Source organism: Streptomyces sp. NPDC102258, assembly GCF_055584685.1.
In genome coordinates this window covers 208,627-229,857 of the sequence record NZ_JBVJLO010000011.1, presented here as the reverse complement: position 1 = coordinate 229,857, position 21,231 = coordinate 208,627, and the positions used below count along the sequence as shown (strand labels likewise).

Annotated in this window: 18 protein-coding genes, 4 tRNA genes, 1 other RNA gene and 1 pseudogene; 14 read left to right on the top strand and 10 right to left on the bottom strand. The window is 72.2% G+C overall.

Annotated features, from left to right (window positions below; translation table 11 throughout):
* Positions 1-8: 8 nt before the first annotated feature.
* The 4 genes from ACZ6ZT_RS20660 to purS all read right to left on the bottom strand — a co-directional run bounded on the left by ACZ6ZT_RS20660 (position 9) and on the right by purS (position 4,577).
* Complete coding sequence (locus tag ACZ6ZT_RS20660) at positions 9-1,265, bottom strand: hypothetical protein (protein ID WP_469720983.1); 1,257 nt, start codon at positions 1,263-1,265, stop codon at positions 9-11.
* A gap of 137 nt (positions 1,266-1,402) precedes the next feature.
* Complete coding sequence (gene purL, locus ACZ6ZT_RS20655) at positions 1,403-3,652, bottom strand: phosphoribosylformylglycinamidine synthase subunit PurL (protein ID WP_469720981.1); 2,250 nt, start codon at positions 3,650-3,652, stop codon at positions 1,403-1,405.
* On the bottom strand, positions 3,649-4,329 hold the full coding sequence (purQ, locus tag ACZ6ZT_RS20650) for a phosphoribosylformylglycinamidine synthase subunit PurQ (protein WP_469720979.1): 681 nt from the start codon (positions 4,327-4,329) through the stop codon (positions 3,649-3,651). Before purQ ends, purL begins: the two co-directional genes overlap by 4 nt.
* A 2-nt stretch (positions 4,330-4,331) precedes the next feature.
* Positions 4,332-4,577 (bottom strand): phosphoribosylformylglycinamidine synthase subunit PurS, encoded by a 246-nt coding sequence (gene purS / locus ACZ6ZT_RS20645; RefSeq protein ID WP_042801325.1) that lies wholly within the window; start codon positions 4,575-4,577, stop codon positions 4,332-4,334.
* A 329-nt stretch (positions 4,578-4,906) separates the two neighbouring features.
* On the opposite strand from purS, the gene ACZ6ZT_RS20640 reads away from it, so the two are divergent.
* The 6 genes from ACZ6ZT_RS20640 to ACZ6ZT_RS20615 all read left to right on the top strand — a co-directional run bounded on the left by ACZ6ZT_RS20640 (position 4,907) and on the right by ACZ6ZT_RS20615 (position 7,590).
* Positions 4,907-5,224, top strand: a complete 318-nt coding sequence (locus ACZ6ZT_RS20640) for a histone-like nucleoid-structuring protein Lsr2 (protein WP_469720977.1) — start codon at positions 4,907-4,909, stop codon at positions 5,222-5,224.
* 88 nt (positions 5,225-5,312) lie between these two features.
* Positions 5,313-5,384, top strand: a tRNA-Gly gene (locus ACZ6ZT_RS20635).
* Between the two features lie 78 nt (positions 5,385-5,462).
* Positions 5,463-5,535 (top strand) — tRNA-Gly (locus ACZ6ZT_RS20630).
* A gap of 108 nt (positions 5,536-5,643) precedes the next feature.
* On the top strand, positions 5,644-6,885 hold the full coding sequence (locus ACZ6ZT_RS20625; protein ID WP_469720976.1) for a sensor histidine kinase: 1,242 nt from the start codon (positions 5,644-5,646) through the stop codon (positions 6,883-6,885).
* Positions 6,882-7,493, top strand: a complete 612-nt coding sequence (locus ACZ6ZT_RS20620) for a response regulator (RefSeq protein WP_469720975.1) — start codon at positions 6,882-6,884, stop codon at positions 7,491-7,493. Before ACZ6ZT_RS20625 ends, ACZ6ZT_RS20620 begins: the two co-directional genes overlap by 4 nt.
* A gap of 24 nt (positions 7,494-7,517) precedes the next feature.
* A tRNA-Gly gene (locus ACZ6ZT_RS20615) sits at positions 7,518-7,590 on the top strand.
* A gap of 67 nt (positions 7,591-7,657) precedes the next feature.
* Here ACZ6ZT_RS20615 and ACZ6ZT_RS20610 read toward each other — a convergent pair.
* From ACZ6ZT_RS20610 to ffs, 6 genes are all read right to left on the bottom strand, one after another.
* Positions 7,658-8,560, bottom strand: a complete 903-nt coding sequence (locus tag ACZ6ZT_RS20610; RefSeq protein ID WP_469720973.1) for a phosphoribosylaminoimidazolesuccinocarboxamide synthase — start codon at positions 8,558-8,560, stop codon at positions 7,658-7,660.
* A gap of 156 nt (positions 8,561-8,716) precedes the next feature.
* Positions 8,717-10,198: a N,N-dimethylformamidase beta subunit family domain-containing protein gene (locus ACZ6ZT_RS20605; protein ID WP_469720971.1), complete on the bottom strand. Its 1,482-nt coding sequence runs from the start codon at positions 10,196-10,198 to the stop codon at positions 8,717-8,719.
* A gap of 170 nt (positions 10,199-10,368) precedes the next feature.
* Positions 10,369-12,042, bottom strand: coding sequence for a hypothetical protein (locus ACZ6ZT_RS20600; protein WP_469720970.1), 1,674 nt, complete (start codon positions 12,040-12,042; stop codon positions 10,369-10,371).
* Between the two features lie 297 nt (positions 12,043-12,339).
* Positions 12,340-13,593, bottom strand: a complete 1,254-nt coding sequence (gene purD / locus ACZ6ZT_RS20595; RefSeq protein WP_469720969.1) for a phosphoribosylamine--glycine ligase — start codon at positions 13,591-13,593, stop codon at positions 12,340-12,342.
* A 60-nt stretch (positions 13,594-13,653) separates the two neighbouring features.
* Positions 13,654-15,921, bottom strand: a complete 2,268-nt coding sequence (locus ACZ6ZT_RS20590; RefSeq protein ID WP_469720967.1) for a DNA polymerase III subunit gamma and tau — start codon at positions 15,919-15,921, stop codon at positions 13,654-13,656.
* A 66-nt stretch (positions 15,922-15,987) separates the two neighbouring features.
* Positions 15,988-16,086: signal recognition particle sRNA small type (gene ffs / locus ACZ6ZT_RS20585), an RNA gene on the bottom strand.
* A gap of 119 nt (positions 16,087-16,205) precedes the next feature.
* Here ffs and ACZ6ZT_RS20580 point away from each other — a divergent pair.
* From ACZ6ZT_RS20580 to ACZ6ZT_RS20545, 8 genes and pseudogenes are all read left to right on the top strand, one after another.
* Positions 16,206-16,290, top strand: a tRNA-Ser gene (locus ACZ6ZT_RS20580).
* Positions 16,291-16,361: 71 nt separating this feature from the next.
* Positions 16,362-16,724, top strand: a pseudogene (locus ACZ6ZT_RS20575) (porphobilinogen synthase); the annotation flags it as partial.
* A gap of 240 nt (positions 16,725-16,964) precedes the next feature.
* Entirely contained in the window at positions 16,965-17,354 is a 390-nt protein-coding gene (locus ACZ6ZT_RS20570; protein ID WP_469720965.1) for a WXG100 family type VII secretion target, read from the top strand.
* 23 nt (positions 17,355-17,377) lie between these two features.
* Entirely contained in the window at positions 17,378-17,683 is a 306-nt protein-coding gene (locus ACZ6ZT_RS20565) for a WXG100 family type VII secretion target (RefSeq protein WP_469720964.1), read from the top strand.
* Positions 17,683-19,488, top strand: coding sequence for an RNase A-like domain-containing protein (locus ACZ6ZT_RS20560; RefSeq protein ID WP_469720963.1), 1,806 nt, complete (start codon positions 17,683-17,685; stop codon positions 19,486-19,488). The genes ACZ6ZT_RS20565 and ACZ6ZT_RS20560 overlap by 1 nt, the downstream gene beginning before the upstream one ends.
* Before the next feature lie 16 nt (positions 19,489-19,504).
* A complete protein-coding gene (locus tag ACZ6ZT_RS20555; RefSeq protein ID WP_469720962.1) occupies positions 19,505-20,092 on the top strand; it encodes a hypothetical protein in 588 nt (195 codons plus the stop codon).
* 65 nt (positions 20,093-20,157) lie between these two features.
* Positions 20,158-20,457 (top strand): RNase A-like domain-containing protein, encoded by a 300-nt coding sequence (locus ACZ6ZT_RS20550; RefSeq protein WP_469720961.1) that lies wholly within the window; start codon positions 20,158-20,160, stop codon positions 20,455-20,457.
* A 12-nt stretch (positions 20,458-20,469) separates the two neighbouring features.
* Complete coding sequence (locus tag ACZ6ZT_RS20545) at positions 20,470-21,126, top strand: contact-dependent growth inhibition system immunity protein (RefSeq protein ID WP_469720959.1); 657 nt, start codon at positions 20,470-20,472, stop codon at positions 21,124-21,126.
* Positions 21,127-21,231 lie beyond the last annotated feature (105 nt).

Below are 21,231 nucleotides of genomic sequence, written 5' to 3'. Positions count from 1 at the left end.
GGGCGACCCTACTGGCCCTTCGGCAGGACGAGTCCGGTGCAGCCGTGCCGGGTCGCGGAGTCTTCGGCGTAGGCCTTGAACAGCTCGGCGTCGCGGTCGCCGACGACCCTCAGGGCGTAGGTGCCGGCCGTCTTCATCGTGAACACGGCGGGCCCGCCCGCGCAGCGGGCGGTGGCGTACGTGACCGCGCCGTTCCTCCCCGCCATGCCGGGCACGACCGGCGTGGGCAGCCGGCCCTCGCCGATGCCGACGGAGCCGGCGTCCTCGCCGTAGTAGGAGCGGGTCTGGATCCACCAGGGCTCGCTCGTCTGGACGGTGTGGAGGTCGACGCGGTCCAGGTCGGTACCCGCCCCGGCCGCGTGGATGCGTTCCGTTTCGGCGCGGCTGACGGCCAGGAGGCAGGTCTCGCTCCGGGCACGGCCGCTCACCGGGGTGCCCAGGGCGCGGTCCGGGAGGTTCCCGCGGTCGGCGGTGCGCAGCAGCGCCGCGTACCAGCCACAGGCGTCGTGGCGGTCCCCGGCGGCCGGACCGAGGGCGGTGGCGGCCGCCGGGAGGGCGGCGGGCAGTTCCGGCAGCCGGGTCGCACAGCCCAGCTTGGCCGCGAGGCGCTCGGCCGCCGTGCGGGCGATCCGCGCGAGGGTGCGGTGGTCGGCGCCGGTGGCCGACGCGTCACCGCCGGTGGCAGTCGCCCGTACGGCGGTGGCGCCGGTTTCGCGCAGCGGTGTGGCACAGGGGGCGGTGACGGTGACGCCCCGGCCGCCGTAGTCACCGAGGAGGCCGTCGCCGAGCGGGAGGCGCATGCTCACGTCGGTGCGGGCCGTGACGTCCCCGCCGGGGGCATCGGGGCGGTCGGGGAACGGGGAGCGCGGAAAGGTGTCGAGCAGGTTGTCCGGCGGGCCGGCGGGCAGGACGCGTGCCTTCAGGGAGAAGTGCTGGTCGCCGTACTTCTCGTCGGCGGAGACCTCCTGGAAGTCGCAGGTGTCCGGCAGCGACCGGAAGTCGATCGTGTTCTCGGCCCGGTCCGTGAGCCGCAGCCGGTCGACGCCGCCGCGCAGGCGCAGTACGGCGTCCCCGTCCACCAGGCCGGCGCACGAGGCCGCGACCAGGTCCCGGCTGTCGGCGCGCCGCTGGTGAGCGGCGACGGCCTCGAAGAGGTGCCAGCCGCCGAAGACCAGGCCGAACACCGCCGCGAGCAGGACGAGGAGGTTGACCGCGTTGCGGCCGCGGCCGAGGTCCGGCAACAGTCCGCCACCGGTCGGCGCCATCGGTTCGAACATCCCCCACCCCGCCCGATTTCCCGACTGCCGCGTACGCGCGACCAGCTGATCGTCGCGCATCGGCGGGGGAAACGCACGGGCCCCCGGCCGGAATGACCGGCCGGGGGCTCGTGGAGGTGCGGTGATCAGGCGAGGAGCGCCGGGATCGTCGCCTCGTGGGCGGCGCGGAGTTCGGTCAGGGGGAGGGTGAACTCGCCCTGGACCTCGATCGCGTCGCCGTCCACCACACCGATGCGGGTCGCGGGCAGGCCGCGCGCGCCGCACATGTCGGTGAAGCGGAGCTCCTCGCTGCGCGGGACGGCCACGACGGCCCGGCCCGCGGACTCGGAGAACAGGAAGGTGAAGGCGTCCAGGCCCTCGGGGACCACCACGCGGGCGCCGTTGCCGCCGCGCAGGCAGGACTCGGTGAGCGCCTGGATGACGCCGCCGTCCGACAGGTCGTGCGCCGCGTCGATCATGCCGTCGCGGGAGGCGGAGATCAGGATCTCGCCCAGCAGCTTCTCGCGGCCCAGGTCCACCTTGGGCGGCATGCCGCCGAGGTGGTCGTGGACGACCTGCGACCAGGCCGAGCCGCCGAACTCCTCGGCGGTGTCGCCGAGCAGGTAGAGCAGCTGGCCGGCCTCCGCGAACGCCATCGGCGTACGGCGGTTGACGTCGTCGATGACACCGAGGACCGCCACGACCGGGGTCGGGTGGATCGCGGTCTCACCCGTCTGGTTGTAGAGGGAGACGTTGCCGCCGGTCACCGGGGTGCCCAGCTCCAGGCAGCCGTCCGCGAGGCCGCGGCAGGCCTCGGCGAACTGCCACATGACGTCCGGGTCCTCGGGGGAGCCGAAGTTCAGGCAGTCCGAGATCGCGAGCGGCTTGGCGCCGGTCGCGGCGACGTTGCGGTACGCCTCGGCCAGCGCCAGCTGCGCGCCGGTGTACGGGTCGAGCTTGGCGAAGCGGCCGTTGCCGTCGGTGGCCATGGCCACGCCGAGGTTCGACTCCTCGTCGATGCGGACGATGCCCGCGTCCTCCGGCTGTGCGAGGACGGTGTTGCCCTGCACGAAGCGGTCGTACTGGTCGGTGACCCAGGACTTCGAGGCCTGGTTCGGGGAGGAGACCAGGGCCAGGACCTGCGCGCGCAGCTCCTCGGAGGTCTGCGGGCGGGGCAGCGCGCCCGCGTCGTCCGCCTGGAGGGCGTCCTGCCAGGAGGGGCGCGCGTACGGGCGGTGGTAGGTCGGGCCCTCGTGGGCGACGGTGCCCGGGGGCACGTCCACGATGAGCTCGCCGTGCCAGTAGATCTCCAGCTGCTCGCCCTCGGTCACCTCACCGATGACGGTGGCGATGACGTCCCACTTCTCGCAGATCTCCATGAAGCGGTCGACGTACCGCGGCTCGACGATCGCGCACATGCGCTCCTGCGACTCGCTCATGAGGATCTCCTCGGGCGAGAGCGTCGCGTCGCGCAGCGGGACGGTGTCCAGCTCCACCCGCATGCCGCCGGAACCGGCCGAGGCCAGCTCGCTCGTGGCGCAGGAGAGCCCGGCGCCGCCGAGGTCCTGGATGCCGGCGACCAGCTTCTCCTTGAAGATCTCCAGGGTGCACTCGATGAGGAGCTTCTCCTGGAAGGGGTCGCCGACCTGGACGGCGGGGCGCTTGGTCGGCTTGGAGTCGTCGAAGGTCTCCGAGGCCAGCACGGAGACGCCGCCGATGCCGTCGCCGCCGGTGCGGGCACCGTAGAGGATGACCTTGTTGCCGGGGCCGGAGGCCTTGGCGAGGTGGATGTCCTCGTGCTTCATGACGCCGATGCAGCCGGCGTTCACGAGCGGGTTGCCCTGGTAACAGGCGTCGAAGACGACCTCGCCGCCGATGTTCGGCAGGCCCAGGCAGTTGCCGTAGCCGCCGATGCCCGCGACGACGCCCGGCAGGACGCGCTTGGTGTCGGGGTGGTCGGCCGCGCCGAAGCGCAGCGGGTCCACGACGGCGACCGGGCGGGCGCCCATGGCGAGGATGTCGCGGACGATGCCGCCGACGCCGGTGGCCGCGCCCTGGTAGGGCTCGATGTACGAGGGGTGGTTGTGCGACTCGACCTTGAAGGTGACCGCGTAGCCCTGGCCGACGTCGACGACGCCGGCGTTCTCGCCGATGCCGACGAGCATGGCGTCGCTCGCGGGCTTCTTCTCGCTGAACTGCTTCAGGTGGACCTTGCTGCTCTTGTAGGAGCAGTGCTCGGACCACATGACGGAGTACATCGCGAGCTCGGCGCCGGTGGGCCGGCGGCCGAGGATCTCCCGGATCCGGGCGTACTCGTCCTCCTTGAGGCCGAGTTCCTTCCACGGCTGGGAGGCGTCCGGGGTCTCGGTGGCGTTCTTGACGGTGTCGAGGCTCATGCGCTGACCAGCTTCTTCAGGACCGAGGTGAAGAACGGGAGGCCGTCGGTGCGGCCGGTCCCGATCAGCGGCTCGACCGCGTGCTCGGGGTGCGGCATGAGGCCGACGACGTTGCCCGCGGCGTTGGTGATGCCGGCGATGTCGCGCAGCGAACCGTTGGGGTTGACGTCCACGTACCGGAAGGCCACGCGGCCTTCGGCCTCCAGTTCGTCGAGCGTGCGCTCGTCGGCGGTGTAGCGGCCGTCCATGTTCTTGAGCGGTACGGAGATCTCCTGGCCGGCGGTGTAGTCGCCGGTCCACGCGGTCTCCGCGTGCTCCACCCGCAGCTTCTGGTCGCGGCAGACGAAGTGCAGGTGGTTGTTGCGGAGCATCGCCCCCGGCAGCAGGTGGGCCTCGGTGAGGACCTGGAAGCCGTTGCAGATGCCGAGGACGGGCATGCCCGCCCTGGCCTGCTCGATGATGGTGTCCATCACCGGCGAGAACCGGGAGATGGCCCCGGCGCGCAAGTAGTCCCCGTAGGAGAAGCCGCCCGCGAGGACGACCGCGTCGACCTGGTGCAGGTCCTTGTCGCGGTGCCAGAGCGAGACCGGCTCGGCCCCCGCGAGGCGGATGGCGCGCAGCGAGTCACGGTCGTCGAGCGTTCCGGGGAACGTGACGACTCCGATGCGTGTGGTCACCGTCAGGCCTCGACCTTCACGGTGAAATCTTCGATGACGGTGTTGGCGAGGAACGTTTCGGCCATCTTGTGGATGCGGTCGAGGGCGGCCTGGTCGACCGGTCCCTCCACCTCCAGTTCGAAGCGCTTCCCCTGGCGGACGTCGGCGATCCCGTCGAAGCCCAGACGCGGCAGTGCACGCTGCACCGCCTGGCCCTGGGGGTCGAGGATCTCCGGCTTGAGCATGACGTCGACTACGACGCGTGCCACTGGCACTCCCGTGTGGTGGTTGGTGCGAAGGCGGTTCCCTCAGCGTACCCGGCCGAAATTTCTACGCGGGTAGATATGCCGGGGCCCCGGCCGGGCCACGGTTTCGGCTTCACCAACGCTCCGCAAAATCCACCGGAAAACCACGCGCCCGGCATTGCGGCGGGACACGCGGGGAGAATTAACTGGGCTTCGCTATTCAATGAGAATCACGGTACAAAGGAATCAGCCGGGATTCCGACGGTTTGATGCATTCCACCGAAACATCCACACAGGCGACATCACCGCACGTCAGCGAGCGGCGGTGAGGGCGCACGAAGGGACCGATATCCGTGGCGCAGCGCGTAGTAGTCACGATCTCCGACGACATCAGCGGCGGAGAAGCGGCGGAAACGGTCGTCTTCGCCCTGGACGGCAAGTCCTACGAGATCGACCTCAATGTGGCCAACGCAAAGAAACTGCGGAAGAGCCTGGCCCCCTTCGTGGCCGCGGGCCGCCGCCAGTCCCGTTCCGGGAAGGCCTTCAAGCACACCTCGGTCGCCCCCGACCCGGCCGTCGTCCGGGCCTGGGCCCGGTCCCACGGCCACGACGTGCCGCCGCGCGGGCGCATCCCGAAGCGGGTCTACGCCGCCTACAACGAAGCCCACTGACCCCGGATTTGCCATCCACCCCCTCCGATCGGCTAGTGTGTGGATCACGCCGAGGGGCGAGGCCGAAAGGCCGGAACCCCGAAGTCGTGCGGGTGTAGTTCAGTAGCAGAACACCCCCCTTCCAGGGGGGAGGCGCAGTGTGCAATCCCTGTCACCCGCTCTGCACGCTTTACCGATCACGGTTGTGGATCAGGTACAGTGAGCTCGCAGAGCACGGCACTCGTGTCGTGGGAAGCATGCGGACGTAGCTCAGTTGGTAGAGCACCACCTTGCCAAGGTGGATGTCGCGCGTTCGAGTCGCGTCGTCCGCTCAGAGAACAAAGGCCCCGATCATCGATCGGGGCCTTTTTCGTTGCCCGTTCGCCGTCCTTTTATGGCGTACGTCACTTCCGAGAACGAGGGAACCGGGGGACGAGGCCGTGCCGAAACTGACGGGGTGGTGGAGGCGCCGCACCAGTGCGGGGAAGGTCGAGCTCTACACCCGCTGGTCCTTCCACTCCTTCGTGGTCATGGAGATCCTCGGGTTCGGGCTGTCGGGACTGGCCTCCTCGCCCGGTCACCCCTCCGCCGCCGTCGCGGGCACGGCGCTCCTGCTGGTCACCGCGCACGCCGTCCTGGTCGGGTTCCTCACCTCCAGGGCGCTGGACTGGATCGTGGGCACCAGGGAACGGCCGGCCGGACTCTCGGCGGCGGTGGTGGCCGTGACGGCCGGCGCCTGCCTGCTCCTGCTCGGCCTGCGCAGCAGCGGGCGGCTCGACCCGCACGCGGCCGCCGTGGCGGTGTCCGGACTGGCCTGCTTCGGCAGCGGCTCGGTCGTGCTCTCCCTGAAGAAGGTGCGGCACATGCGCTGCGTCCCGCTGATCGCGGCGGGCAGCGCGGGCGCGGCGGTGTACGCCTTCGGGATGCCGTTCGGCGAAGCGCTCGGGTACACGATCGGTGTGCTGGTGACCGGTTCGTTCCTGGCCGTCGCCTACGGGTTCTCCGGCTGGCTGCTGAACACCGTCCACGAGCTCGACCGCGCACGCGACGTCCAGGCCCGGCTGGCCGTCGCCGAGGAGCGGCTGCGGTTCGGGCGGGACCTGCACGACGTGATGGGCCGCAACCTCGCGGTCATCGCGCTCAAGAGCGAACTGGCGGTACAGCTAGCCCGGCGGGAGCGGCCCGAGGCGGTGGACCAGATGATCGAGGTGCAGCGGATCGCGCGCGAGTCCCAGCGGGAGGTGCGCGACGTGGTGCGGGGCTACCGGGAAGCCGACCTCGCGGTGGAACTGGAGGGCGCGCGCGGGGTGCTGAGCGCCGCCGGGATGGACTGCCGGGTCGAGTGCGAGACGGCCGGACGGACGCTGCCGGCCGAGGTGCAGTCGGCTCTGGGCTGGGTGGTCCGGGAGGCGACCACGAACGTACTGCGGCACGGGGACGCGCGCAGCTGCCTGATCCGGCTGACGGTGCGGGGGGCCTGCGGTGCCGTGACCCTGCTGGTGGAGAACGACGGGGCGCCCGATACCCCGGCGGCGGCGCCCGGATCCGGGCTCGCGGGCCTGCGGGAGCGGCTCGCGGCGGTGGACGGGACCCTGCTGGCGGGACCGGCCGGGGGCGGCCGGTTCCGGCTGCGCGCCGAGATCCCGGGACCGCGTACGGAACGAGGGGAGGTGCGGGCGTGAACCGCGTACGGGTACTGCTGGCCGATGACGAGCACCTGATCCGGGGCGCGCTGGCCGCGCTGCTGGGCCTGGAGGACGACCTGGTGGTGGTCGCCGAGGCGGCGTCGGGGCCGGAGGCGCTGGCGATGGCGCGGGCGCACCGGCCCGACGTGGCGGTGCTGGACCTCCAGATGCCGGGGGCGGACGGTGTGAGTGTGGCCACAGCGCTGCGGGCCGAGCTCCCCGGCTGCAAGACCATGATCGTGACCAGCCACGGCCGTCCCGGTCACCTCAAGCGGGCCCTCGCGGCGGGAGTGCGGGCCTTCACCCCGAAGACCGTGTCGGCGCAGCGGCTGGCCGAGCTGATCCGGACCGTGCACGCCGGAGGGCGTTACGTGGACCCGGAGTTGGCCGCCGACGCGATCAGCGCGGGGGACTCGCCGCTGACGGCCCGGGAGGCGGAGGTGCTGGAACTCGCGGCGGACGGGGCCCCGGTCGCGGAGATCGCGGAGCGGGCCTCGCTGTCGCAGGGGACGGTGCGCAACTACCTGTCCTCGGCGGCGACGAAGCTGGGCGCCGAGAACCGGCACACGGCGGTGCGTCTCGCACGCGAGCGGGGTTGGGTATAGTTGTCCTCGCGCTACGGCGCACAGGCGGACATAGCTCAGTTGGTAGAGCACCACCTTGCCAAGGTGGATGTCGCGCGTTCGAGTCGCGTTGTCCGCTCAGCTGGAGAAGGCCCCGATCGGTATCCGATCGGGGCCTTCCTCGTATGCCCGCCGGCCCGGCCGGCTCAGCTCCAGGTGTGGCCGGTGAGGCGCTCGTACGCCTCGACGTACTTGGCGCGGGTCCGCTCGACGACCTCCTCGGGGAGGACGGGCGGCGGCAGTTCGCCCTTGGAGTCCCAGCCGGAGGCCGGGGAGGCCAGCCAGTCGCGGACGTACTGCTTGTCGAAGGAGGGCTGGGCGCGGCCCGGCTCCCACTGGTCGGCGGGCCAGAAGCGGGACGAGTCGGGTGTCAGGACCTCGTCGGCGATGACCAGGGTGCCGTCCGCGTCGAAGCCGAACTCGAACTTGGTGTCCGCGAGGATGATCCCGCGCTCGCGGGCGATGTCCCGGGCGCGGTGGTAGACGGCGAGGGTGCTCTGGCGCAGCATCGCGGCCGTCTCGGCGCCGGTGGTGCGCGCGACCTCCTCGTAGGGGACGTTCTCGTCGTGGTCGCCGACCTCGGCCTTGGCGGCCGGGGTGAAGATCGGGGCGGGCAGCTCGGAGCCGTCGACCAGGCCCTCGGGCAGGCCGATCCCGCAGACCGTACGGGTCTTCTCGTACTCGGCGAGGCCGGAGCCGGTGAGGTAGCCGCGGGCCACGCACTCGACGGGCAGCATGTCGAGGCTCTTGCAGACCAGGGCGCGGCCCGCCCAGTCGGCGGGGGCGCCGGCCGGCAGGTCGGTGCTGATGACGTGGTGCGGGACCAGGTCGGTGAGCTGGTCGAACCACCAGAGGGAGAGCTGCGTCAGGATGCGGCCCTTGTCCGGGATCTCGGTGGGCAACACCCAGTCGGCGGCGGAGATGCGGTCACTGGCGACCATGACGAGTCGGCCGTCCTCGTCCCGGTAGAGGTCGCGGACCTTGCCGGTGTGGAGGTGGACGAGGCCGGGCACCTGCACCGGCTCGGGCTTTTCGACGAATCCGGGCACGGAGTCTCCCTGTGGTTCTGTACGAGCGCAGGCCCATTCTCCCGTACGGGGCGCAGTGCGCGGGGCAGGGGGGTCGGGGTCGCGTCGGCGGTGGTCCCGGGCCGTCGGTGGCGGGGGGCTTCGCGCCCAGGACCCAGGACCCCGGACCCCGGGTGGTCAGTCGCGCTTGCAGATGCGGTCGAGGAGGTTGGCGGTGGCCCGCTGGATCCGTTCGTCGACGTGGCCGGGGCGGTCGAGGGCCGGGGACCAGGCGAAGGTGCCGGACGCGAAGACGAGGGCGCCGCTGGGGGCGCGGTAGAGGGAGGTCTCCTGGTGCCGCTTGGCGCCCTCGCTGTCGAGGTACGGGGAGTGCGCGAGCAGGATCCGGTCGCGGTGCTCGGGGAGCTGGGTACGCGGGAAGTACCGGTCGGCCTCGCCCGCGACGAGGCCGTCGAGTTCGTCGTTCTCGGCGGCGCCGGTGGACTCCCAGAGCCAGTGCGTGGCGTTGCGCACGACCAGGGGCGCGGGGTCGGGGACGCGTCCCGCGTACTGGATGCCGAGGAGCTGCTGTTCGGGGCGGTCGACTTCGCGCCACAGGCTGGGGCGGCCGGGGCCGCGGCGTTTTCGGCAGGTGAGGAGCCGGTCCTCGACCCCGGAGGGGGAGGGGCCCAGCTCGACCTGCCAGTACATGGTGTTGGCGGAGAGGAAGACGAGCGAGGTGCCGTGGTCGCGGGCGCGTTCCACGGTGCGGCGCATGGGGGCCGACCAGTACTCGTCGTGGCCGGGAAAGACGAGGCCGCGGTAGCGGGTGGGGTCGACGCGGCCGGCGTGCAGGTCGCGGGTGTCGGCGTACGCGAGGTCGTAGCCGTAGCGCTCGGCCCAGCGGATGAAGTCGTAGGCGTGGCCGACGTGCAGGGGCAGGCCCGCGCCCGCGTAGGGGCGGTCGAAGGAGACGGTGGTGGCCGCGTCGCGCTCGCCGAGCAGGCGGCCCTCCTCGTCCCACGCGTGGTAGAGGCTGGCGCCGGTGTGGCCGTCCTCCGGGTAGAGGTTGTAGGCCTGCCAGGTGATGTCGGGCAGGAGCAGGAGGAGGTCGGCGGGCTCGTCGTCGCGGACCGTGAAGGGGATGTGCGAGCGGTAGCCGTCGACGGTGGTGAGGACGGCGACGTACGCGCCGACGGTCCAGTACGAGGGGACCTGGAGCCGCCAGGACAGCCACCAGTGGTGGCAGGAGACGGTGCGGTCGGCGGTGAGCGGGGGCGGCTGGACGATCCCGGACAGCCGGGGGCTGGTGGTGATCTTGCAGGCGCCGTCGCCCGCGTAGTGGCCGATCCGGTAGACGTCGACCGAGAACTGCTGGGGCGGGTCGACGGTGATGTGGAAGTCGATGGCCTCGCCGGGGGCCACCGGGCCGGTCGAGGCGAAGCCCTTGATCTGGCGGTGGACGTCGTCGGCGGTGAGCGGGCCCCCGCCGCCGCTGCGGGCGCGCGGGAGCTGGCCGGGGGTCAGGGCCGGGTCCACGTACCAGGGGACGACGTGGCCGGTGTCGTCGAAGTACACCTCGCTGCCGCGGAACCAGGGCAGGGGGCCCTGGCCGAAAGGGTCGTTGACCGCGTGTGCGAGCGCACCTGACTCCCACCGCCGGATCTGGTCCGCACCCATACGGCTCCCCTCCCTCGCTCCCCCGAACGCGTTCTCTTCCGACACCTCGGTACCTCGGTGCGGCGGCTTTCGGACAGCCCCGCCGCGACCGGTCCCAGCACATCACATCACGCACGCGGTCCGTCACCCTTCGTCGCGAATTGGCGGGAGCGGAACGCGGGCCGCCGCTTTCAGACGAGGCGGACGGGCTTCTCCGGGCGTACGCCGACCTCCGCGAGCCAGTCGCGCAGCGGCTCCGGATCCCCCTCCTCGACAAGGCAGAGCACCCGGGGCGCCAGGTCGGCGCGACGCTCGCCGCCGAGCAGCAGGACCGGGCCGTCGAGCCAGTCCAGGCCGGGGGCCGCGCCGGCCGAGTCCACGGCCGCGCAGCAGACCAGGGCCGTGAGGTGGTCGGCCAGCAGGTCCCGGCTGCTGCGCGGGGGCTGGAGCGGGAACAGCGGGAGCGTCTGCGCGCCGCGGGCCCCGCCGGAACCGGGGCGGGAGTCCGCCGCGCGCTTTTCGCGGGCGAGGTCCTCGCGGGCCAGGTCCCCGCTGAGCCGCCCGGCGAGGGCTTCGCCGGCGGAGCCGTCCCCGCCGGGACCGGTGAGGTACGTGAGCACCCGCTCCAGCGTCGGCTCGCCGAAGCCGTCCGGGGCGGAGGGGGCGGGGCGGGGAGCCGTTTCGGCGCCGGCCCCGGCCGGGACGACGGTGAGGCCGTCCAGTGCCGCGTGGAGGCGGGCCGCCTCCGTGCGCCACTTGCGGTCCACGACCTCCTCCGGGTACGCCGCCCAGTCGACCGGGGACCACTCGGGGCCGGTCTCGGCCGGACCCCCGTGGAACAGCCGGGCCGCCAGCAGCGAGGCGGCCTCGTCGATCAGGCCGGGCCGCTCCAGCAGATCGCAGGCGGGGCGCTCGCCGAGCCGCGAGGTGAACTCCTCCGCGAGCCGGTCCCGGCGGGACAGCTCGGTCAGCGCGGAGACCACCCCGGCGTCGAGGTGCGCGGGCCAGCGGCCCATCCGCCAGGCGGGCAGCGCGACCCGGGTCAGCAGCCGGTCCCAGCCCGCGTAGGCGAGGCCGACCTGCTCCTGGGCGAGGATGCGCAGCCCGTAGTCCACGTCCTGGGCACGGTCCGAGGCGGCCGCGGCCACCCCGCGCTCCATCTCGGCGGCGTCGGTCCGGCACAGCCTCAGCAGCAGCCGGGCGGGCGGGGCGATCCAGCCCAGACCGGGCCGGCTCCCCACGTCCACGGCGGCGTCGAGCCCGCGGACGAAGCCGCGCGCGTCGGCTATGTCCGGGTGCGCGGAGGGGCCCGTACCGGCGACGACCGGCGCGAGGACGGCCCGTAGCTCCGCGACGCGCATCCACCACAGGAACGGCGAGCCGATCACCAGCACCGGGGCGGCGCCGGGCTCGGTTTCGGGGCCGGTGGATATGGCGGCCCGGCGGTGGGCCGGATGCGCCCGGTCCTCCAGCCAGCTGTCGCAGTCGGGGGTGAGGGCTATCGCGGAGGGCGCCGGGACGTCCATCCGGTCGGCGAGGTCCCGCACGAGGCGGTAGAGGTCGGGGGCGGCCGCCTCGGGCAGCGCCACCGTCGGCGTCACGGCGGGGCCGGCCCGCAGGACGACGGCGCCGAAGACCCCGCCCGCGAGCAGCACCAGCACGGCGAGCGCGCACACGGCGAGGGTCACCGCCGGCCAGGGATCCCCGGCCAGCCGGCCCGTCATCCGGGCGGCCACCAGCACCACCGCGAAGGCGGCGGGCAGCAGTACGGCGGCCAGCGCCCTGCTGCGGACCCGCAGCACGGCGAGGGCCCGCGAACGCGCGGACGGCGGGCTCACTTCTGCGATCGAACCTGTCCCGGACACGGCCGGACCTCACCCCCTCTGCCCTGCGGCGGCTTGCTCACTCCCCCACTGTGACACCCGCCACTGACATCGCAATGCCGGTGGGCCATGTGCCGGAATGCTTCCGCCGCACCCTAGTTGGGGCGGGAGCGGACGTCAGGCGGTCCGGGTGACGATCACCCGATGGAATGGCTTTGGGTAAAGCTGGGTGCGTTCGAACGCGGCCGGATGCACTCGCACGCGGATGTACGCGAACACGCGCGCGGGCCCGGTGCGCGTCCCCCGCGCACCGGGCCCGTCCCGTCTCGTTCCGGCCGGTCAGCGGCCTTCGGCCGCCTTGGCCGCGATGTCCGTACGGTGCTGCGCGCCGTCGAGGCGGATCCGCGCGACCGCCTTATACGCCTTCTCCCGCGCCTGTGCCAGATCGGAACCGGTCGCCGTCACCGACAGCACCCGACCGCCCGCGCTGACGACCGCGTCCCCCTCGCGCCGGGTCCCGGCGTGCAGCACGTACGCGTCGGGCGCGTCCTGCGCGGCCACCTCGGCCAGGCCCTCGATCGGGTCCCCGGTACGGGGCGTCTCCGGGTAGTTGTGGGAGGCGATGACCACCGTCACGGCGGCGTCGTCGTGCCAGCTCAGCGACGGCTCGGCGGCGAGGGTGCCGCGGGCGGCGTTCAGCAGGACGCTCGCGAGCGGGGTGCGCAGCCGGGCGAGGACCACCTGGGTCTCGGGGTCGCCGAAGCGGGCGTTGAACTCGATGACCCGGGTGCCGCGGGAGGTGATCGCGAGCCCGGCGTAGAGCAGGCCGGAGAAGGGGGTGCCGCGGCGGCGCAGCTCGTCGACGGTCGGCTGGAGCACCAGCTCCATGACCTCGTCCACCAGCTTCGGGTCGGCCCAGGGGAGCGGGGAGTAGGCGCCCATGCCGCCCGTGTTGGGGCCCGCGTCGCCGTCCAGCGCGCGCTTGAAGTCCTGCGCGGGCTGGAGGGGCAGGACGGTGACGCCGTCGGTGATGGCGAAGAGGGAGACCTCGGGGCCGTCGAGGTACTCCTCGATGACGACCCGGTCGCAGGCCAGCGCGTGGGCGCGGGCCGCGGCCCGGTCCTCGGTGACCACGACGCCCTTGCCGGCCGCGAGGCCGTCGTCCTTGACGACGTAGGGCGCGCCGAAGGCGTCGAGGGCTTCGTCGACCTCCTCGGGGGTGGTGCACACGTAGCTGCGCGCGGTCGGGACGCCGGCCGCGGCCATCACGTCCTTCGCGAAGGCCTTGGAGCCCTCCAGCTGGGCGGCCGCGGCCGTGGGGCCGAAGCAGGGGATGCCGGCCGCGCGGACGCTGTCGGCTACCCCGGCGACCAGGGGCGCCTCGGGGCCGACGACGACCAGCTCGGCGCCGAGCTCGGCGGCCAGCCGGGCCACGGCGGTGCCGTTGAGGGCGTCGACCGGGTGCAGCTCCGCCACCTCGGCGATGCCGGCGTTGCCGGGGGCGCAGTACAGCGCGGAGACGTCGGGGTCGAGGGACAGAGAGCGGCACAGGGCGTGTTCGCGGGCGCCGCCGCCGATGACGAGGACCTTCACGCCGCCCAGGGTAGCCCGGACGGCGTGGCGCGTTTCGTGCGGCCACCCAAGGACGGGCCGCTACTCGTTCGTGTATTCCTCCACAACGGTGGCTCCGAGCTCGCGCACGATGAGGTCGTGTCCGGTCAGCGCGCTCTCGACGAGGTCGGGATCGTCCGCCTCCGGTACGTCGTCCTCGGGGGCGACGGGCGGGGGCGCCTGCTGGGCGGGGGGCTGCTGGGGCGAGGGCTGGTGTGCCTGGTGCTGCTGGGGGTTCTGCGGGTTCTGGGGATTCTGGGGAGGCTGCTGCGACGGCTGGTACTGCTGCTGCGGGGGTTGCTGCTGCGCGGAGGGCTGCGGCGGGCTGTAGGCGGGCGCGGGCGAGGCGCCGTACGGGGACGGCGGGGCGGGGGCCGGACCGCCACCGCCTCCGCCCACCACGGCGTCGATCTTCCAGTTGACCTGGAACTGTTCGGCCAGCACTGCCTTGAGGACGTCCTCGCTGCCGCTGCTCGCGAAGTTGTCGCGGGCCCCGGGGTTGGGGAAGCCGAGCTGGAGGGTGGTGCCGTCGAAGCCGGTGACCTGGGCGTTCTGGCTGAGCAGGATCCAGGTGAACCGGCGGCGGTTCTTGACGGCCTCCAGGATCCCGGGCCACATCGCCTGGACCTGCCCGGCGCCGGCGGCCATGCCCGGGGAGGGCGCGGCGGGGGCGGAGGCGGGCTGGGGGGCGGCCTGCGCGGGGGCGGCGGCCGGGGCCTGGGGGGCGGGGGTCCCGCTGCCGGGGGCGGCGGCGCTGGGCCAGGCGCCGGCGGCGGGCTGGGCGGGGGCCGGGGTGGGAGTCGGGGGGGAGGCTGCGGCCGGGGCTGCGGCTGCGGCGCCCGGCCAGGCACCGGGGGCACCGCTGCCGGGCTGCGCGGCCCCCGGCCAGGAGCCGGGAGCGGGGGCGGGGGGAGCGGCCGGAGCCGGGGGCTGGGACACCGGGGGCGCCGGAGCCACGGGGGCCGGGACGGCGGCCGCCGCGGGCGCGGCCTCCGGGGCCGGGGCCTCCTCCGGCCCGGGACCCCGTACGACGGCACGCGCGGCGGCGACCCCGCCGCCCGGCCCGGCCGGAGCCATGCCGTGCGCCTCGGGCCCGGGGACGTACCCCATGGCGGGCGCGGCGGCGGGCGCGGCGAACGCGCCGGCGGGCGGCCCGCTCCGCTCCAGCCGGTCGAGGCGGGCCTGGAAGGAGCGCTCGTCGTCGAAGGCGGCCGGGAGCAGGACCCGGGCGCAGATCAGCTCCAGCTGGAGCCGCGGGGAGGTGGCGCCGCGCATCTCGGTGAGCCCGGCGTTGACCAGGTCGGCGGCGCGCGACAGCTCGGCGGCGCCGAACACGGAGGCCTGGGCCTGCATCCGCTCCACGACATCGGCCGGGGCGTCGATGAGCCCCTTCTCCCCGGCGTCGGGCACGGCGGCAAGGATCACCAGGTCGCGCAGCCGCTCCAGTAGGTCGGCGACGAACCGGCGGGGGTCGTTGCCGCCCTCCACCACCCGGTCGACGATCTCGAAGGCGGCGGCGCCGTCCCCGGAGGCGAACGCGTCGATGACGGAGTCGAGCAGCGAACTCTCGGTGTAGCCGAGCAGGGAGGTCGCCATGGCGTACGTCACACCGTCGTCGGCGGCGCCGGCCAGCAGCTGGTCCATGACGGACATGGAGTCACGGACGGACCCGGCCCCGGCGCGCACGACGAGCGGCAGCACGCCCTCCTCGACCTTCGCGCCCTCGCGCCCGCAGACCTCGCCGAGGTAGTCGCGCAGGGTGCCGGGCGGCACGAGCCGGAACGGATAGTGGTGCGTACGCGACCGGATGGTCCCGATGACCTTCTCCGGCTCGGTGGTCGCGAAGATGAACTTGAGGTGCTCCGGCGGCTCCTCGACCACCTTCAGCAGGGCGTTGAAGCCCGCCGAGGTGACCATGTGCGCCTCGTCGATGATGTAGATCTTGTACCGGCTCGAAGCGGGCCCGAAGAAGGCCTTTTCCCGCAGGTCACGGGCATCGTCCACGCCACCGTGGGACGCGGCGTCGATCTCGATGACGTCGATGGAACCCGGCCCGTTCCTGGCCAGGTCACGGCAGGACTGGCACTCCCCACAGGGCTCGGGGGTGGGCCCCTGCTCACAGTTCAGGCAGCGGGCCAGGATGCGTGCGCTGGTCGTCTTTCCACAGCCGCGCGGCCCGCTGAACAGGTACGCGTGATTGACCCGGTTGTTCCGCAGGGCCTGCATCAGCGGTGCAGTGACATGCTCCTGCCCGATGACCTCGGCGAACGACTCGGGGCGATAGCGGCGGTACAGCGCAAGGGACGACACGTCTACGAGGTTATCCGGGCCCACCGACAACAGCGGCCCGCCGACGCCCCCGGACCCGCCCCCGGAACGCAAAGCGCCCCCCACGCACCCGCCAGAGCCCACTTACCCTTGCTGCCTTCCGGCCCTGGGGGAGTTGGGTGAGATAGCGCCACGTGAGGGGCTGGGCCCCACCCTAGCGGATCCCGACCCCCGGAATCGACCCGGACCCCCACCCGATCCCCCGCCGCCCCCAAGATCGGGATCGTGTTCGCGAGCACCCCTCAACGTCTTGTATTGTTTGCGGCGGAGGATTCGCCTAGTGGCCTAGGGCGCACGCTTGGAAAGCGTGTTGGGGGCAACCCCTCACGAGTTCGAATCTCGTATCCTCCGCAGTCGCCTGAACAGGCGAAACGAAGAGCCGGACCGCTGATTGCGGTCCGGCTCTTCGGCATGCCCTGGCCTCAGTTTTGGTCTCATTTACAGAGTGCTCGTCGGTCTTCTACGGGCCCTTCCAGGGCATCGCCTCCGCCCTCCAGGGCGACCGCAAGGCCTACCAGGAGGCCCGGCGAACGCGCGGGAGTCCCTGCGGGAGCTCGCCCTCGGCGTGGAGGAGGGCGTCGACACAGTGATGACCAAGCCAGCCGGGCCCTACCTCGTCCCTGTACCGGGTAGAGCAGGTGGTGGACGTCCCCGTGGCGGCGTACCAGATCAGCGGTGATTTGGCGGTGATCGAGGCTGCGGCGGAGAAGGGCTGGAGCGAGCGGGACCGGGTCGTCCTGAAGACGCTGCTGGGCATCGAGCGGGCCGGCGCCGGCACGCTTCTCAGGCCATCGGGGACGGCCCGACGAAGAAGAATCCGAGGGCCGCGAGCGGCAGCGTCAGCAGGGTGGAGACGAGTGGCGCGAAGAACGCACGGGGGCGCGGTGTCCGGGGGCATGGGTCCAGTCAATTCCGTGGGAGGAACTGGAACATGAGTGCGCGCACTCATGGGACCGCCTTGCTGACCTGCGAAACTGTTAGGCGTACGTACGCATGTGGTGCAGCGGCGCCGAAGAGGGGTGGACATGACGGACGGCGATCTCAATGTTTCGGAGCACAACCTCACGAAGCTCGCGGACGACCTCGGTCAGATGCAGGGTCATCTGGAGCGGCAGATCCGCGATATGGACCGGGTGGTCGACAGTATCGCGGCGGGCTGGCAGGGGCCCACGGCCACGGCGTACCGCGCCCTGCACCGGGGAGCCGCCGAGGACGCCGTGCGGATCCGGCAGGTGCTGTCCCTGCTCGAAGAGGCCACCAGGGCCTCCCGTGACGGCTTCACGGCCCAGGAGCTGGAGGTCCTGGCCGCGTTCAAGCGCGTACAGAGTCGGGAGGACGTGTCCGTCTCCGGCGAGGCGTTGACCGTGCCGGACCAGCCGGCCGCGGCCCCGCACAGCTGTCTGCAGGACATCTGAGAGCAGCGAGGAACAGCAACACCATGTCGGACGACGACCGGATAACTGTCGATTTCGCCACCCTGCAGCGCCTGTCGGGAGACCTGGAGGAGATCCTCAAGGCCCTCAACGAGAAGCTGGAAGTGCTCTACGAGCGCGCCAAGAAGGCCGTTCTGAGCTGGGACGGCGAGGCCCGGGAGGCCTTCATCGACGAGCTGGACAAGTGGGACCGCTCGGCCCAGGACCTCAAGTCCGCGCAGGCCTGGCTCCACGAGGTCGTGGTCAAGGGGCACCTCAACTACGCCGCGGCGAACAGGTCCGTGCTGCAGGGCTGGGGAGGTGGCGCCTGATGGCTGGCCCCACCCCGGGACCCACCCCGGTGCAGCCGCCCGCCGGGGGCGGCAACATCGACGTCAAGCCGTCGAGCCTGTGGACCGTCTCCGGCCGGGTCGCCGGTCAGCAGGACCCCATGATGCGCGGCGGGAACACGCTCGTGCAGGAGCTGCAGAAGTACCCGGACGCCGGCGGGGCGGGCACCAGCGCCGAGAAGTTCGCGCAGGCCTACAAGAAGATAGGCAACCGCTGGCTGGAGGTGCTGGGCAAGAGCGTGGTCAGCATCGGCGGTGTCGCCGTCGGCTTCACGGAGACCGCCAACGCCTACACCAAGGCCGACGCGGCGGCCCACCCCAAACCCGGACAGGCCCCCGAGCAGCGCCCGCTGCCGACGGTCATCGACAAGGACCCCAAGTTCGCCAGCGTCCCCGACATCAAGTGGGGTGACGACGACGGCGGAGACGACCTGATCCGCGGTGCGATGGAGGGCATACCGGAGATCATCCGGGACGTGCTGCAGCCCGTCGCGAAGAACGTGTTCCGCGTCGGCAAGGTGGCGGACGTCCACCCCTTCCCGCAGCAGCACTACCTCAACTCGCACTGCCACAGCTGGATGAACGCCTCGGTCGTCCCCAGCAACACGGCGGCCGAGCTGACGATGGTCATCGGTACGATCACCAACCACGCGAAGGCCGACTGGGAAGCCGCCATGCGCACGTTCTGCAGTGCGCTGTGGGGCGCGACGGACTGGGGTCGGTCCGGTCCGACCCGGCACGGCTACCAGTGGGCGCACACCACCCCGCCGCCCGGGACGCGGACGCCCACGGGCAGTCAGCCGGTGATGAGCGTCCTGAACGACGTTGCGATCAAGATCAGCGACTGCCTGCGCGAATACTCGGAGGCCGCGGTCGAGCTGAACCACGACGTCTTCGAAGAGCTCAAGCGGGCCATGAAGCAGGCCGCCATGAGCATCATCGACGACCTGGAGAAGGCCAAGGAGAAGCCGAGCCTCAAGTCCATCGCCGGCGCGGTCACCAGCGTGGCCAGCGGGCTGGGCGGGGCCGCCGGACTCCTGCTGAAGTTCGACGTCAACACGGTCCTGAAGCTGGACAAGGCCAAGCTCAACCGGATCGTGGACAAGTACACCGGCATCGTGGACGGCCTCACCACGCGCATGGAAGCGCTGAAGGACGTCCTGGACGAAGCGCACATGAGCGCCCCGAAGTTCGAGGCCGGCGTCGCCCGCGCCCACGGCTTCGGCGCCCGGTCCCTGGAGGACTTCAAGAGCACCTCGCAGACCTGGCTGAAGATCGACTCCGTCACCGGCAAATACGTGCTGGACCTGGGCGCCAACGAATGGATGGCGGACGGTCACACGCTGGACAAGCACGTGGGCAAGACGGACGATCAGCTGAGGCAGCGCCTGCGCGACCAGCAGTCGAACCCCAACCCGACCGTCGCCTGGCCGCACGGCAAGCCGAAGCCGAGTGGCTCCTCCGCCTTTCCGAACTACCAGCGGGCGCAGGAACTCACCCAGTACAACCTCAACCAGAAGGCCGCGGAGATCGAGGCCTGGATCAAGGGGCCGCCGCCGCCTGCGGACGGCGCAGTGGAGTCCTTCGTGGGGACGGCGCCCCCCGGTGAGACCAGCGGTCGTAGCGTCAGCAAGCAGCCGACCAACCCTCTCGATCCGCTGTCCGGATTCAAGGAGGGAGGCATGCGGGCCAAGGTGGAGGACGTGACGGGCATCGACACGAGGATCAGGTACGACAGCAGCCGCAATCCTCCGTTCACCGTCATGACGTCCATGCCCAGCAAGTGAGAAAGGCCCTTCGAAGGTGTCCATCGACCAGGCGTCGTGGGAAGCGGCGGTACAGCACCTGTACGAGGACGGGTTCGCGTTCGTCGCCACCGGTCCGCGCGAGCACGAGGACTGGCGGACCGACGTGCTCTCCGTCATGGAACGCGCAGTCCCCGATCCGCGCGGCTGGGCCGGGCTCGACCACTTGGCGAACGAGCGCTCCCCGGAACACCCCGCCGTCCCGTTCTGCCGCCCGTCCTTCAGGGACGATCCGTCCCGCCCGCTCACCGCGGCCGACGTCGGGGAACGGCTGCGCGAGATCGACCGTGCGAGCGCCGAGAACCTCCTGCTCGCGATCACCGAGGACGGCTGCACCCTGCGGAACCTCGCACGGTTCACCGAGAGCTTCGAAGAACTGCAGGGCATGGCCCGCACCCTCCTCGCCCGCTACGGGGACGCGTTCACCTGCCACACCAACGTCAGCTCCGTCGGGCACGTCGGCACACTGGACTTCGGGGGCACATCTATCGGCTGGACGCCGATGACCTACTACGGGGAGGACTGCGGCCTGGTCGTGGTCTCCGAGACCGAGGTCGGGCTGTTCTGGGCGTTCGGCGACATCTGAGCCCCGAGGCCCCGAGAGGAGGAATCCATGCCGACCCGTTCGACGCGAATGGAGACAATGATCCGATGCTGACCCGATCCGCCACCTACCCCGACCGGGAGACCGCCCAGTGGGCCACCCAGCAGGTGGTGACCGCCAACGAGCAGGTCATCCACCGCTGGCTCGCCCAGGGGACGCGGGCCCGCCTCACCCTCGAGGCCGCCTGGCCCTCCCGGGAGGAGCCCGTCGGCCGGGTGCAGCTCGAGGCGATGCTGCTCGCCGGGCGGGAACCCGTCGACGTCCGCGCCGCCCGGGTCATCCTGCGCCGTGAGCCCGCCAACCCGCACGGATTCGTCGTCCTGACCACCGTCCCGTTCTACCCGTAGAGGCGACCGACCGTGTCCATGAAGCCCCTCGAACACGACCGGCGCTACGGCGAACTCGACCAGGTCCTGCGCGCCTACCTCGGCCAGAGCGCCGACGACACGGCGGAGCGGCGCAGCCGTGCGCTGGACGCCTACCTGCGCCACACCTGGCACACCCGCCCCTGGGCCATCGCGGAGGCGGAGCGCCAGCTGCGCGAGTACTCCCGCAACCCCCCGGGGCGCCTGCGGATCGACCTCGGCGAGTTCTACGCCGTCCCCGACGTCGGGATCCCCCAGGCCGCGATCGGCGACTGGCTCCTCGTGCTGGCCGACCACCTCAAGCAGAGCATCGAGGACGGCGAGGTGCCGCCGCCGGCGAACCCGCAGACGCACTGGGAGTGGCACGCACGGTTCCCGGAGACCGCGCAGCTGCTGGGCGGCTGGTTCTCGCAGGACATCGTCGACGAGTTCCCCGACCACGAGGCGGCGGTCGCGGACTACGCCGCCACCACCGACCCCCAGCTCGTCGCCCGCCTCGTCGGCGAGCTCCACGAGCTGATCGCCCTCCCGCTGGACGAGGGCGACTACGCCCTGGCCGCCGCGGAGCTCGGCATGGAGGTCAACCCGCCCGAACCGTTCTCATACGGAGCGTGGTTTCAGACGGTGGCGACGGTTCTGAGCGCCGACTGACGGCGTGGAGCTCGTGGGCGCCCGCAGGCGGCGGACTCAAGCCGATCAAGAAAGCGGTCCGCGGGCCCATACCTGAGGACAAGCCTGGGCCGGCAGCCCGTCCCG